The 14,465-nt window shown below is 59.4% G+C and carries 12 protein-coding genes; 5 read left to right on the forward strand and 7 right to left on the reverse strand.

Features of this window, described 5'->3' with window-relative positions; translation table 11 throughout:
• Nucleotides 1-2,946 (forward strand): HD domain-containing phosphohydrolase, encoded by a 2,946-nt coding sequence (locus tag AC30D7_RS15660; RefSeq protein WP_490134678.1) that lies wholly within the window; start codon nt 1-3, stop codon nt 2,944-2,946.
• Here AC30D7_RS15660 and AC30D7_RS15665 read toward each other — a convergent pair whose 3' ends face one another.
• Both AC30D7_RS15665 and AC30D7_RS15670 read right to left on the reverse strand, forming a co-directional pair.
• On the reverse strand, nt 2,947-3,429 hold the full coding sequence (locus tag AC30D7_RS15665; protein ID WP_490134679.1) for a GAF domain-containing protein: 483 nt from the start codon (nt 3,427-3,429) through the stop codon (nt 2,947-2,949). It abuts the gene before it with no gap.
• On the reverse strand, nt 3,426-4,316 hold the full coding sequence (locus AC30D7_RS15670; RefSeq protein WP_019582525.1) for an ATP-binding protein: 891 nt from the start codon (nt 4,314-4,316) through the stop codon (nt 3,426-3,428). The genes AC30D7_RS15665 and AC30D7_RS15670 overlap by 4 nt, the downstream gene beginning before the upstream one ends.
• 166 nt (nt 4,317-4,482) lie before the next feature.
• Here AC30D7_RS15670 and AC30D7_RS15675 point away from each other — a divergent pair, with 166 nt between their 5' ends.
• On the forward strand, nt 4,483-6,804 hold the full coding sequence (locus AC30D7_RS15675) for a hybrid sensor histidine kinase/response regulator (RefSeq protein ID WP_490134680.1): 2,322 nt from the start codon (nt 4,483-4,485) through the stop codon (nt 6,802-6,804).
• Here AC30D7_RS15675 and AC30D7_RS15680 read toward each other — a convergent pair.
• The 3 genes from AC30D7_RS15680 to msrB all read right to left on the reverse strand — a co-directional run bounded on the left by AC30D7_RS15680 (nt 6,788) and on the right by msrB (nt 8,278).
• Nucleotides 6,788-7,249, reverse strand: coding sequence for a MarR family winged helix-turn-helix transcriptional regulator (locus AC30D7_RS15680; protein ID WP_490134681.1), 462 nt, complete (start codon nt 7,247-7,249; stop codon nt 6,788-6,790). The two genes, AC30D7_RS15675 and AC30D7_RS15680, sit on opposite strands and share 17 nt — an antisense overlap.
• Complete coding sequence (locus AC30D7_RS15685) at nt 7,246-7,731, reverse strand: glutathione peroxidase (protein WP_018930016.1); 486 nt, start codon at nt 7,729-7,731, stop codon at nt 7,246-7,248. The genes AC30D7_RS15680 and AC30D7_RS15685 overlap by 4 nt, the downstream gene beginning before the upstream one ends.
• Before the next feature lie 151 nt (nt 7,732-7,882).
• Nucleotides 7,883-8,278, reverse strand: a complete 396-nt coding sequence (msrB, locus tag AC30D7_RS15690; RefSeq protein WP_490134682.1) for a peptide-methionine (R)-S-oxide reductase MsrB — start codon at nt 8,276-8,278, stop codon at nt 7,883-7,885.
• 225 nt (nt 8,279-8,503) lie between these two features.
• On the opposite strand from msrB, the gene AC30D7_RS15695 reads away from it, so the two are divergent.
• Together AC30D7_RS15695 and htpX are read left to right on the forward strand one after the other, a co-directional pair.
• On the forward strand, nt 8,504-9,715 hold the full coding sequence (locus AC30D7_RS15695; protein WP_007940017.1) for a pyridoxal phosphate-dependent aminotransferase: 1,212 nt from the start codon (nt 8,504-8,506) through the stop codon (nt 9,713-9,715).
• A gap of 317 nt (nt 9,716-10,032) precedes the next feature.
• Nucleotides 10,033-10,920 carry a protease HtpX gene (gene htpX, locus AC30D7_RS15700; RefSeq protein ID WP_008075669.1) on the forward strand — a complete coding sequence of 296 codons (888 nt, stop codon included), beginning with the start codon at nt 10,033-10,035 and terminating at the stop codon, nt 10,918-10,920.
• 111 nt (nt 10,921-11,031) lie between these two features.
• Here htpX and AC30D7_RS15705 read toward each other — a convergent pair whose 3' ends face one another.
• Nucleotides 11,032-11,688 (reverse strand): thiopurine S-methyltransferase, encoded by a 657-nt coding sequence (locus AC30D7_RS15705; RefSeq protein ID WP_490134683.1) that lies wholly within the window; start codon nt 11,686-11,688, stop codon nt 11,032-11,034.
• Between the two features lie 103 nt (nt 11,689-11,791).
• Here AC30D7_RS15705 and AC30D7_RS15710 point away from each other — a divergent pair, with 103 nt between their 5' ends.
• Nucleotides 11,792-12,559, forward strand: coding sequence for a DODA-type extradiol aromatic ring-opening family dioxygenase (locus AC30D7_RS15710; RefSeq protein ID WP_490134684.1), 768 nt, complete (start codon nt 11,792-11,794; stop codon nt 12,557-12,559).
• A 105-nt stretch (nt 12,560-12,664) separates the two neighbouring features.
• Here the strand turns inward: AC30D7_RS15710 and AC30D7_RS15715 are convergent, their stop codons facing one another.
• Nucleotides 12,665-14,338, reverse strand: coding sequence for a DEAD/DEAH box helicase (locus tag AC30D7_RS15715; protein WP_018930020.1), 1,674 nt, complete (start codon nt 14,336-14,338; stop codon nt 12,665-12,667).
• Nucleotides 14,339-14,465: the final 127 nt, after the last annotated feature.

The raw sequence follows: 14,465 nt of genomic DNA on the forward strand, positions 1-14,465 counted from the left end.
ATGCCCAGCCCACTGCGCCCGGATCAACGCCGGTTCCCCCTGCACTTCCATATCAGCGTGATGTTCACGTTCCTGTTGTTGCTGACCGGGGTAGTACTGGGCATTTTCAATTATCGGCAAACCACCCAGATCATTCTTTCCAGCAGTGACAAGCTCTTCAATCGCATCGAGCAGGATGTCCGTCTGGACCTGCATCGCACCTATGAGCCGATTCGTCATCTGCTGAGCCTGCTGGCGGACAATCCCGCAACCCAGGCGCCAGACCTTGAGCAACGCCTGGCGCTGCTCAAGCCCTTCAGTCAATCGCTCACGGACAACCCCGATCTGGCCTCGCTGTACCTGGGCTACGGCAACGGCGATTTCTTCATGGTGCGCCCACTGCGCAGCGTCGACTTGAAAACACAGGTCAAGGCACCGGACATGGCGGCGTATCAGGTATGGAGCATCGAGCACCCAGCCAGCGGTCAAGTCCGCTCCCAATCGTTGTTTTTCGATCAGAACCTGGCCCTTCTCAGCCGCCTGGACAACCCCGACGAAATCTACGATCCGCGTACTCGCGCCTGGTTCTCCAGCGCCCGCACCGAACGAGATCAGATCACCACCGAACCCTATCTGTTTTTCTCTACCCACAACATTGGCACCACGCTCGCCCGGCGCAGCGGCGAGCAAGCAGTGATGGGGGCCGACCTTACGCTGGCGGAACTGTCGGCAACCCTGGCCAAACATGTAGTGACCCCCAATACCGAAATAGTGCTGATCGATGCCGAGGGTAACGCTATCGCCTACCCCGACAGCAGCAAACTGATCGTCGACGACCAGACAGCCCGGCTGATCAAAGCCGCCGACCTGAGCCCCAGCCTCGCGGCCCTGCTCTCCAGCCCCACCGAGGTCAATCGCCTGAACGCCGCGGGTCGTCAATGGATCGTGGCGCGCAGCAGCATGCAGGAAGGCGGCCCCCAGGGGCTGCAACTGGCGCTGTTGGTGCCGGAGGACGAATTGCTCGTCGATGCCTACCGCATGCGCTGGCAAGGTGCGCTGATTACTCTGGCGACGCTACTGTTGTGCCTGCCCATGGGTTGGCTGACCTCGAGGGTCCTGGTCAAACCCTTGCGCGCCCTGGTGCGGGAAGCCGATGCGATTCGTAGTTTCGATTTCAATTTTCCGGCCAGCCGTCGCTCGCCAGTGTTGGAAGTTGATCAACTGAGCGTGTCGATGGGGCGCATGAAAGACACCCTGGCGAGTTTTTTCCGGATCACCGACAGTTTGAGCGCCGAAACCCGTTTCGCCCCCTTGCTGCAACGGGTGTTGTTTGAAACCGTGCAGATCGGCCAGGCCCAGGCCGGTCTGATCTACCTGCGTGAAAACGATGAAAATCGCGTGGAACCTCATGCGCTGGTCATCAACGGCAGTTCACAGGCCTTGCCGTCATTCGACATCCAAGGACACGTACCTCAGGATCCGCGGAGCCCTGAGTGGATGCAGACGCTGTCGACCGCCGACAATGTCGTCACGTCTCTAGGCTTCGAACAGGCGGCGGATCTGCAGAAAGTTTTGCTCGCGCTGGAGTGCCCGCGGGTTCACCTGATTGGTATTCGCCTGCACAATCGTCATAACGAAACCGTGGGCCTGCTGATCCTGCTACTGGCCGACAGTGGCACACAAGACGACCTGGAAAAACTGCGCCCGGATCGCATCGCGTTTCTCCAGGCTGTGTCTGGCGCGGCCGCCGTGAGTATCGAAAGCCAGCGCCTGCAAGCCAGGCAAAAACAACTGCTGGACTCGTTCATTCAATTGCTGGCCGGCGCAATCGATGCCAAGAGTCCTTACACCGGCGGGCACTGCCAGCGGGTGCCGGCTCTGACCCTGATGCTGGCGCAGGCGGCCGCCGCCAGTCAGGACCCGGCCTTCCGCAGCTATCAGCCCAACGAAGATGAATGGGAAGCACTGCATATCGCCGCCTGGCTGCATGATTGCGGCAAGGTCACGACCCCTGAATACGTGGTCGACAAAGCCACGAAACTTGAGACCCTGTACGACCGCATCCACGAAATCCGCACCCGTTTCGAAGTCCTCAAGCGGGATGTCTGGATCAATTATTGGCAGGCCATCGCTCAGGGGGGGGACGAGCCGCCTCTGGCGCAATTGCGTAATGCGAACCTGGCGGCGCTGGATGATGATTTCGCATTCTTGGCGCGCTGCAACCTGGGCAGCGAGGCCATGGCCGAGGCCGATCTGCAGCGGCTGAACACCATCGCCCAACGTACCTGGACCCGAACCCTGGATGATCGGCTTGGCGTTTCGTGGGAAGAGAACCGTCGCCAGGCCCGGACCCCGGCGCCGACCCTGCCGGTCAGCGAGCCGCTATTGGCGGACAAACCCGAGCATCTGCTCGAGCGCGCCGACAGCGAACTGATCCCGGCCGACAATCCCTGGGGTTTCAAGCTCGACGTGCCGCGCTACAAGTACAACCGGGGCGAACTTTACAACCTGAGCATCGCCCGAGGCACCCTGACCCGCGAGGAGCGTTACATCATTAATCACCACATGGTGCAGACGATCCTGATGCTCAGTCACCTGCCCTTCCCCGACCACCTCAATAACGTCACGGAGATCGCCGGCGGCCATCACGAAAAAATGGACGGCACCGGTTATCCCAAACGCTTGAAACGCGAAGACATGAGCCTGCCGGCGCGAATGATGGCGATTGCCGATATTTTCGAAGCGCTGACCGCCGCCGATCGCCCCTACAAGAAAGCCAAATCGTTGAGCGAAGCACTGGGCATCATGGCCACCATGTGCCGTGACGCCCACATCGACACTGAATTGTTCGGGTTATTCATCAACGACGAAATCTACATGCAGTACGCCAACCAGTTCCTTGAGCCACAACAGATCGATGCCGTTGACCCGACAAGCCTGCTGATCAAGGCCGGCTTGAAAGCCTGATCAACAGTCGGTCAGACGCAGGAAAATCGCCGCCAGTTGCTCGATTCCGGCTTGATCGTCAGCGCTGAAACGCGCCAGTTTCGGGCTGTCGAGATCGAGCACACCGATCAGTCGACCGTCCTTGACCAACGGCACGACGAGTTCACTATTCGATGCGCTGTCGCAAGCGATGTGGCCGGGGAAAGCGTGCACGTCTTCGACCCGCTGGGTCTGCAAGGTGGCAGCAGCAGCCCCGCACACACCGCGCCCGAATGGAATACGCACACAGGCGATCTGCCCTTGAAACGGGCCAAGCACCAGTTCTTCATTGCGATTAAGGTAGAAACCGGCCCAGTTCAAGTCATCGAGCTGGTTGAACAGAAACGCGGAAAATTGCGCGGCGTTGGCGATAAAATCACGCTCCTCCGCCAGCAACGATTCCAGCTGCGCCCATAACATGCCGTAGCCCTCAAGGCCTTGGCCGCTTTTTTGCAAATCGATCATGCCTTTTGCTCCAACAGCTTCAGCCCGACCCAATAGCGGGCAAATTGATACGCGCAACGTCCGTTGCGATTACCCCGGCCCGTGGCCCAGCGCACCGCGAGGATGTCCAACTCTTCGTCACGCTGCCACTTGAGGCCGGCCTTATCGGCCAATTGGCCGATCCAGTGCTCGACGACATTGAGGAAGTGTTCCTGAGTAAACGGATAGAACGACAGCCACAGGCCAAACCGGTCCGACAGCGCGATCTTGTCTTCCACCGCCTCATTGGGATGGAGCTCGCCATCGACCCTTTTCCAGTTTTCGTTATCGCTTTCCTTTTCCGGCACCAGATGGCGACGGTTGGAGGTGGCGTACAGCAGAACGTTATCTGGCGCCTGCTCGAGAGAGCCATCGAGTACGCTCTTGAGCACGCGATAATCGCCCTCGCCCGACTCGAACGACAGGTCATCGCAGAACAGCACAAACCGTTGAGGCAGCTTGGCAATCTGCTCGACCACTCGCGGCAAGTCCGCCAGGTGATCGCGCTCGATCTCGATCAGCCGCAGGCCGCTCTTGGCGTGTTCGGCCAGCAAGGCGCGCACCAGCGACGATTTACCGGTGCCCCGCGAGCCCCAGAGCAAGGCGTGATTGGCAGGCATGCCGTCGAGGAACTGTTGAGTATTGCGGCCCAATTGCTCAAGTTGCCGGTCAACGCCGATCAGGTCGGACAGGCGCATGTCGAGGCTGACTTGCAGCGGCAACAGAAAACCGTTGCGACCCTCGCGTTGCCAGCGTGCGGCCAGGCAGTGTGTCCAGTCGACAGTTTGCCGAGGCGCCGGCAGCAGCGGTTCGATACGGGCCAGAACGGCATCGGCGCGTTCAAGAAAAGCATTCAATCGGGAATCCACGTCTTCTCCTCGGGCACGTTCACAGTGATGATGGCGGTACAGCGACGAAACACAGCATCCGATGCCCGGCCAACACCCCGTACAGGTGTTTTGCGAGAACATCGGTATCCATTGATGATCGACTATGCTTGAGCAGCGAAGGGAAACGGAAGTGGTTCAACATCCCATGGATATCAAGTTCAGCCAGCGGCTGTCGTACAAGCAAGCCAAGCTTACGGTGCTGGTCGGCTTCATTCTGGGCACGCTGCTCAGCCTTGTGCAAATTGGCATCGATTATGCCAGTGAAGACGCCTCCATCAACCGCGAAATCCTGTCTTTGCTGGAAATCAGCCACAACCCCGCGTCTCGCATCGCCTACAACATCGACGCCGAACTTGCCCAGGAGCTGATCCTGGGTCTGCTGCGCTCCCCGGCGATCATCGGCGCGAAATTGACCGACAACAACAATACGGTGCTGGCCAGCGTCAAACGCCCGGGCCTGGAAAACAGTTACCGGATGCTCAGCGACTTCCTGTTCGGCGCCAACCGACAGTTTGAAGACCGTCTTTACCTCGACCACTTGCCGGACGAATCCCTCGGGACCTTGCAACTCGAAGTCGATACCTACGCCTTTGGCAGCCGTTTCCTGCGCCGGGCCGAAGTGACCCTGCTCAATGGCTTCGCGCGCAGCCTGATCCTCACGGGCATTCTGCTGGCGCTGTTTTACGTGATGCTGACCAAACCGCTGGTGCGGGTCATCCGCGAACTCAGTGGCCGTGATCCGCGTAGCGCGGAGCCGACCTGGCTGGAGTATCCGGCGGGGCATGAAAACGATGAAATCGGGATCCTGGTCAAGGTCGCCAATCAGCAGTTCGAAAACATCGCCACCGAAATCCAGCAGCGGCGCAACGCTGAAAACCGTCTGACCGACTACCTTTCGCAACTGGAAAACATCGTCTCGGCCCGCACTGCGGAACTCAAGGCCATCAACTCCCGGCTCAGTCAATCCAACGAGGAGCTGGAAGTCGCCCGCCGCACCGCCCTGGACATGGCCGAGGCACGCTCAGTGTTCCTGGCCAACATGAGCCATGAAATCCGCACGCCCCTCAATGGTCTGCTGGGGATGATCGCGCTTTCGCTGGACGGCCCGCTCAATGCCGAGCAGCAACAACAACTGTCCATCGCCCATGACTCGGGCAAAGTGCTGGTGGAACTGCTCAACGATATTCTCGACTTGTCGAAATTCGATGCCGGCCAGCTGGAACTCGAACACATTCCATTCGACCTCGGCTCATTGATCGAAGACACCGCCAACCTGCTGTCCCAGAACGCCGCGCCGAGCGTCGAACTGACGTGCCTGATCGACCCACAATTTCCGGCTCTGGTGCTCGGTGATCCGACCCGCGTCCGGCAGATCGTCAGCAACCTGTTGTCCAACGCCCTCAAGTTCACCCGTTTCGGGCGGGTCGATGTGCGTCTTTCAACGTTCGAAGACGGCGTGCGAATCGAGGTCTGCGACACCGGCATCGGCATTGCCCAAGACGCTCAGGTCAAAATCTTTCAACCGTTCACCCAGGCCGGTGCCGGCATTACCCGACAATTCGGCGGTACCGGGCTGGGCCTGGCGCTGACTTATAACCTCTGCGAAGCGATGCAGGGGCGCCTGACAATCAACTCGGAAGCAGGCTTCGGCAGTCAGTTCTGCGCTGATCTGCCGCTGCCCTGCCACACCCGCGCCATCCCGCCAGCGGCGCTGCAAGGCAACATCGTCGCGATCACGGCCGCCAGCAGCGGTCTGGCGGAACTGCTACAGAATCTACTACCCGTATGGGGGCTCGGCTATCAACAGCGTTCCATCGATGACCGGTTGATCGGCCTGAAACCGGATGTGCTGATCACCGACTGCCCCGAATGCCTGTTTGGCCTACGCCCTACTTTCACCGCGCCGATTCTACTGGTGACCGCCTACGGCAGTTTCCTGCCCAGCGAGCAAGTCAATGCCCTGGCGCCCTTGCAGCAGCAGGCGCGACCATTGGCGCGCAATGCGCTTTACCAGACATTGCGGCGGATCTTGCAGCCGGAACTCAACACGATCAACGGGGCGCGGGTTGAAGTCCTCTCTACCCAGCGACGCGGGCGCATCCTGCTGGTGGAGGACAACCCGGTCAATCAGTTGGTGGCCAAGGGAATGCTCGGCAAACTCGGTTGCGAAGTGAGCGTCGCGGCCCATGGCGCCGAAGCCCTGGATCAGCTCGAGCACAGTGAATTCGACCTGGTGCTGATGGACTGCAACATGCCGGTGATGGATGGCTATGAAGCCAGCAGGCAGATCCGTCGCAGCGGGCGCTGGCCACAACTGCCCATCGTCGCCCTGACCGCCAACGCCATGTCCGAAGAACGCGAACGCTGTCGTGCGGCGGGCATGAGCGACTACCTGGCCAAACCCTTTCGCCGGGAAGAACTGGCGGCCCTGCTCGACTTGTGGATACCCACTACGACAGCGCTTTGATTTGCCCCAACAAGTGATCGAGGCCATCGCGCAACTCATTCAGGCGATCCAGATCGACACCGCTATCGCACAACAAGCGGGCCTTGAGCGGCCCGACCTGTTCGCGCAAGGCCTTGCCGGCTGGCGACAGGCTCAAGTGCACCTCCCGCTCATCGCGCGCCGAACGCTGACGCTGCACCAGTTGCAGTTGCTCAAGACGCTTGAGCAGCGGCGTCAGGGTTCCGGAATCCAGCGCCAGGCGCTCACCCAGCGCTTTGACCGTCGGCTGCTCCGGCGCCGCCTCCTGCCATTCCCACAGCACCAGCATCGCCAGGTATTGCGGGTAGGTCAGGCCCAGTTGATCGAGCATCGGCTTATAGGCACGGATCACCGCTCGAGAAGCGGCATACAGCTTGAAGCAGAGCTGACTGTCGAGCTTCAGCGAATCGACTGACAACGTGTTCATTTGAGCAGGGCTTCGATCTCGCGGCGCAGCGCTTGCGGCTTGGTTGCCGGAGCAAAGCGCTTGACCAGTTGACCGTCCTTGCCGATCAGGAACTTGGTGAAGTTCCATTTGATGCCCTGGGAACCCAATACACCTGGCGCGCGTTTTTTCAGCTGAACGAACAGCGGATGGGCGCCGGCACCGTTGACTTCGATCTTCTTGAACAACGGGAAACTCACTCCGTAATTCAGCTCGCAGAACTCGGAAATCGCCCCTTCATTGCCCGGCTCCTGCTGGCCGAACTGATTGCAGGGAAACCCGAGCACCACCAAACCTTGATCCTTGTAGCTCTGCCAGAGCTCTTCGAGGCCTTTGTACTGCGGGGTGAAGCCGCATTTGCTGGCGGTGTTGACCACCAGCACCGCTTTACCGGCGAAATCGGCCAGGGTCTTTTGCTCCCCCTTGATGGTGGTGCAAGGGATGCTCAGCAGGTTGTCGCTCATGGCACGAACTCCGAATGAAGGAATATCAAACATAGCGAGCAATTGAATTGTGTGCAATTTAATAAATCAATACATCCCCGACACGCGAACATCATTGCAGGAGCTGCCGAAGGCTGCTCCTGCATACACAAGCCAGACGTGCGACGGCGGATTATTCGCGAGGAACCAGGTCCAGACACACCGAGTTGATGCAATAACGCAAACCGGTTGGCGGCGGACCGTCCGGGAACACATGCCCAAGGTGCGCATCGCATTTGGCGCAGACCACTTCGGTACGGATCATGCCATGGCTGATATCACGGATCTCGACCATCGCGCTGTCGCCGATCGGCGCGTAGAAGCTCGGCCAGCCGCAGCCGGAATCGAACTTGGTTTTAGAGTCGAACAGCGGTGCGTTGCAGCAGATACAGTGGTAGACACCGTCGGTTTTGGTGCCGTTGTATTTACCGGAGAACGGCCGCTCGGTGCCCTTGAGGCGGCAAACGTTGTACTGCTCCGGATCAAGCATGGCCCGCCATTCTTCCAGGTTTTTTTCCAACTTTTCCATCGATACACCTCAGCAGTTGAAAAAGCCCGATCTGTACCTTTTCCACGGATCGGGCGGCACGTATGATTGCGCCTCGTCAAACGCCAGTCTGGCAGCCAGACCAAGCGCATTCAAACGGATTATGAGTGCCGCCACTCAAGGCGTCAGGCCTGTGTGAATACGCAGGATTCCCAGCACGGTCGTTCATACGCCGCCTGGATCGTTCATTTTCGGGAACACATCGCCATGCAGGTCAGCAAATCGAACAAGCTCGCCAACGTCTGCTACGACATTCGCGGCCCAGTGCTCAAGCACGCCAAACGCCTGGAAGAGGAAGGCCATCGCATCCTCAAGCTGAACATCGGCAACCCGGCGCCCTTTGGTTTCGAAGCGCCGGATGAAATCCTTCAGGACGTGATCCGCAACCTGCCGACCGCCCAGGGCTACAGCGACTCCAAAGGCCTGTTCAGCGCCCGTAAAGCCGTGATGCAGTACTACCAGCAAAAGCAGGTGGAAGGCGTCGGCATTGAAGACATTTACTTGGGCAACGGCGTTTCCGAGCTGATCGTGATGTCGATGCAGGCCCTGCTCAACAACGGCGACGAAGTGCTGGTGCCGGCCCCCGACTATCCGCTGTGGACCGCCGCAGTGAGCCTGGCGGGCGGCAACCCGGTGCATTACCTGTGCGACGAGCAGGCTAACTGGTGGCCGGACCTGGCCGACATCAAGGCCAAGATCACCCCGAACACCAAGGCCCTGGTGATCATCAACCCGAACAACCCGACTGGCGCGGTGTATTCGAAAGAAGTCCTGCTGGGCATGCTGGAGCTGGCCCGTCAGCACAATCTGGTGGTGTTCTCCGACGAGATCTACGACAAGATCCTGTACGACGACGCCGTGCACATCTGCACCGCCTCGCTGGCACCGGACCTGCTGTGCCTGACCTTCAACGGCCTGTCCAAGTCCTATCGCGTGGCCGGCTTCCGCTCCGGCTGGATCGCCATTTCCGGCCCGAAACACCACGCCCAGAGCTACATCGAAGGCATCGACATGCTGGCTAATATGCGCCTGTGTGCCAACGTGCCGAGCCAGCACGCGATCCAGACTGCACTCGGTGGCTATCAGAGCATCAACGACCTGGTATTGCCCCAAGGGCGCCTGCTGGAACAGCGTAATCGTACCTGGGAACTGCTCAACGACATTCCCGGCGTGAGCTGCGTCAAGCCGATGGGCGCGCTGTATGCGTTCCCACGGATCGACCCGAAAGTCTGCCCGATCCACAACGATGAGAAATTCGTGCTCGACCTGCTGCTCTCGGAAAAGCTGCTGGTGGTACAAGGCACGGCCTTCAACTGGCCATGGCCAGATCACTTCCGCGTGGTCACCCTGCCACGGGTCGACGACCTGGATCAGGCCATTGGCCGGATCGGCAACTTCCTCAAGTCCTACCGCCAGTAAATGGCCTGTCACCGTGCGACGCGAGTAAAAGTCGCACGGTGATTAATTCAGCAACACATCTGTGCGCCCTGCCCTGCCTCGCTGTTTCAAGCGCTGACTGACGACACGCTTCATGCCCATACCCAACAACGGCGGGGGCTTGTGAAGCTAATCGGCTGACAACCGTTTCCCATGTCGACGTCGGAAATGCCCTTCAAGCAACTAGACTGTTGCCGTAGGACACAGTTTGAAATAGTCACCCGGTTGAATAGCCCGGTGCAGCACCTTATATACCCCGCAGTACGCTACATCTTTAGCACGAGGAGATTTCTACAACCATGATGCGCATTTTGCTGTTTTTGGCCACTAACCTGGCGGTCGTGCTGATTGCCAGCATCACCCTGAGCCTTTTCGGCTTCAACGGGTTCATGGCGGCCAACGGGGTTGATCTCAACCTCAATCAGCTGCTGATTTTCTGTGCGGTCTTTGGTTTCGCCGGTTCCCTGTTCTCGCTGTTCATCTCCAAGTGGATGGCGAAAATGAGCACCAGCACGCAGATCATCAGCCAGCCGCGCACCCGGCACGAGCAATGGCTGCTGCAAACCGTCGAGCAACTGTCCCGCGAAGCCGGGATCAAGATGCCCGAAGTCGGGATTTTCCCGGCCTATGAAGCCAACGCCTTCGCCACCGGCTGGAACAAGAACGACGCACTGGTCGCGGTCAGCCAGGGCTTGCTCGAGCGCTTCTCGCCGGATGAAGTGAAAGCCGTTCTGGCCCACGAAATCGGTCACGTGGCCAATGGCGACATGGTCACCCTGGCGCTGATCCAGGGCGTGGTGAACACCTTCGTGATGTTCTTCGCCCGGATCATCGGCAACTTTGTCGACAAGGTGATCTTCAAGAACGAAGAAGGCCAGGGCATTGCCTACTACGTGGCGACGATCTTCGCCGAACTGGTCCTGGGCATTCTGGCTAGCGCCATCGTCATGTGGTTCTCGCGCAAGCGCGAATTCCGTGCCGACGACGCAGGCGCACGCCTGGCCGGTACCAGCGCAATGATCGGCGCCCTGCAGCGTCTGCGTGCCGAACAAGGGCTGCCGGTGCACATGCCGGACACCCTGAATGCCTTCGGCATCAACGGTGGTCTCAAACAAGGGTTCGCCCGCATGTTCATGAGCCACCCGCCGCTGGAAGAACGCATCGACGCACTGCGTCGCCGGGGCTGACAGCTTCCGCAGCACTAAAAGAAAAGGCCCGCAGTGAATGCGGGCCTTTTTTTGTCTGTTTGATTAATGCGGTGCTCTTCAGGCCCTCTTCGCGGGCAAGCTCAACACACCTTAATGGCTGGAAACCCGATACACACGCTCCTCAAGCCGCGTGACACCGGCCTCGAGAAACTTCCAGCTCTCACCCAGGACATCCTGGTCTTCCAGGATCTTCAGCTCCCACGAGCCCCCCAGCAGCCGTTGCACTTCCTCATCAAGCACAGCAAACGGCGGCCCGGCCATTTGCTTCTGGTCGTAATCCAGCGTAATCAAAAGCCCTAGAGAATCCTTTGGCAGAATCCGGATCAGATGAGCCGCGTATTGCTCACGCATCGCCGGCGGCAAGGCGATCAGCGCCGCGCGGTCGTACAGCGCGCTGCAATCGGCAACATCGCCTGCCGTCAACTCAAAGAAATCGCCGCACCACAGCTCGATCGACCCGGCCCGATAGACGTTGAAAGGCCCCTGCTCGCTGATTGCCGGGTCCAACTGATGCTCATTGAAAAAGTCCTCGATGGCCTTTTCCGACAGCTCGATACCCAGAACCTCATGACCGCAGTGTGCCAGCCACAACAGGTCCAGGCTCTTGCCACACAACGGCACCAGTACGCGAGAACCTTCATCAAGGCCCAACTGCGGCCAGAACCGTTGCAGATAGGGATTTACTTCCGGCAGATGAAAGCCGATCTGATTCGACGCCCACCGTTTGTGCCAAAACTCCGGTTGCATAATTAACCCCGAAAAATTCGATCAAAAGACTCTAAAACTTATATTAGATTTAGATCAATGATCTGACTGAAGATGCTGCCATCTTACTCTCAGGAGCTTATTTATGTTCCCCAGCCTGTACATCTCTCATGGCTCCCCCATGCTGGCCCTGGAACCCGGCGCCAGTGGGCCGGCCCTCGCGAATCTGGCCGCAGCAATGTCGAAACCCAAGGCCATTGTGATCGTTTCCGCGCACTGGGAAAGTAGCGAACTGCTGGTCAGCGGCAACCCTCACCCCGAAACCTGGCACGACTTCGGTGGTTTTCCGCAGGCCTTGTTCGAGGTGCAATACCCGGCACCCGGCAATCCGCAACTGGCGGCGGAGGTTGTCGAACTGCTGAAGGCCGACGGCCTGCCTGCGCGCATAGACCCCCAGCGCCCCTTGGATCACGGCGTTTGGGTGCCCTTGTCGTTGATGTATCCGCAGGCCGATGTCCCGGTGGTGCAGGTCTCGCTGCCCACCCGCGGCGGTCCTGCCCTGCAAACCCGCGTTGGCCATGCCCTGGCCAGCCTGCGTGAACACGGCGCGCTGTTGATCGGCTCTGGCAGCATCACCCACAACCTGCGCGAACTGGACTGGCACGCCGGCCCGGAAAGCGTCGAACCGTGGGCCAAGGCGTTCCGCGACTGGATGATCGAGAAGCTCGAAGCAAACGACGAAGCCGCGTTGCACGACTATCGCCAGCAAGCGCCGAATGCTGTACGCAACCATCCGAGTGACGAACATCTGTTGCCGCTGTACTTCGCCCGCGCGGCCGGGGGCGAGTTCAGCGTTGTGCACCAGGGGTTCACCATGGGAGCACTGGGGATGGATATCTATCGTTTCGGCTGACAGGTAGACCGACTCCGCACAAACGCCGGACACAAACCTGCAGGCAAAAAAATCCCCGAACCAGTCGGGGATTTTTTATGTGCGATCAATCAGCCCGAGGGCGGATCAATCTTCGCGGTAGCGACGCAGCTTCAACTGCTTGCCGGCAACGCGAGTGTCCTTCAGCTTGGTCAGCAAACGCTCCAGACCATCTTCCGGCAGCTCGACGAGGCTGAAGCTGTCACGCACCTGGATGCGACCGATGGCTTCACGCGCCAGACCACCTTCGTTGAGGATGGCGCCCAGCAGGTTCTTGGCAGCGATACCGTCACGCGCACCCAGCGCGGTACGGCAACGAGCACGACCTTCAGCCAGCGGGATCGGAGCACGACGCTCGCGGTCACCACGGTCCGGACGATCACCGGAACGCTCTGGACGATCGCCACGCGGTGCATTGTTCGGCACCAGTGGACGCTCTTTCTCGATAGCCGCCAGGGTCAGCGCTTGACCGTTGGTAGCCTTGCGCAGCAGGGCTGCGGCCAGGGCACGCGGGCTGCAACCGATGTCGGCAGTCAGACGATCCAGCAGATCACCGTGAGTCGACTCGGCATCACCTACCAGCGGCGACAGGCTGTTGGTCAATTTCTTGATGCGGGCATCGAGAACAGCTTGAGCGTCCGGCAGGCGAACTTCGGCAACTTTCTGACCGGTAACACGCTCGATCACTTGCAGCATGCGGCGCTCACGAGGAGTGACCAGCAGCAGCGCGCGACCTTCGCGACCGGCACGGCCGGTACGGCCGATACGGTGAACGTAGGATTCCGGGTCGTACGGCATATCAACGTTGAACACGTGAGTGATACGCGGAACGTCCAGGCCACGAGCGGCAACGTCGGTCGCCACAACGATGTCCAGACGGCCATCCTTGAGGGATTCGATTACGCGCTCACGCTGGTTCTGAGCAATGTCACCGTTCAGCGCAGCGGCTTTGTAGCCTTTGGCTTCCAGGGCACTGGCCAGGTCCAGGGTCGCTTGCTTGGTGCGCACGAACATGATCAGGGCGTCGAAATCTTCCACTTCCAGCAAGCTGAGAACGGCAGAAGTCTTCTGGTCGGCGTGAACCAACAGGTGAGCCTGTTCGATCGCGGTAACGGTCTGAGTCTTGCTCTGGATCTTCACGTGCTTCGGATCGCGCAGGTGGCGTTCGGCGATGGCACGGATCGATTGCGGCAGGGTGGCCGAGAACAATACGGTCTGACGGGTTTCCGGCATGGCCTTGAAGATAACTTCCAGGTCGTCCATGAAGCCCAGTTTGAGCATTTCGTCCGCTTCGTCGAGAACCAGGTGGTTCACGGTAGCCAGGACTTTTTCGTCGCGACGCAGGTGGTCGCACAGACGACCCGGAGTGGCGACAACAATCTGTGCGCCATTACGGATTGCTTTCAATTGTGGGCCCATCGGCGCGCCGCCGTAGACAGCCACAACAGTTACGCCCGGCATTTGCTTGGCGTAGGTTTCGAAAGCGGTTGCAACTTGTAGCGCCAACTCACGAGTTGGGGCCAGGATCAGAGCTTGCGGCTCGCGCTTGGACGGATCAATGCGGTGCAGGATCGGCAGGGCAAAGGCAGCGGTTTTACCGGTACCGGTTTGCGCCTGGCCAATCATATCGTGACCGGCGAGAATGATCGGGATCGACTGCTGCTGAATGGCCGAAGGCTCTTCATAGCCGGTAGCGACTACTGCAGCGACAATATTAGGGTGAAGTTCAAGAGCGGCGAAGCCGCCGATTTCCTGGGTCATGGGTCTGCCTCTAAGTGCATCCGCAAAGACCCATGCTCCAAAGCTGCGCATGCCGTGTTGAGACTCAAGAGTCGCCCTGGCAGCTTTGTCGGCGGGGATTTGCGAAAACGAATGAATGAAAAGAATC

Source organism: Pseudomonas sp. DF5 (assembly GCF_058148225.1).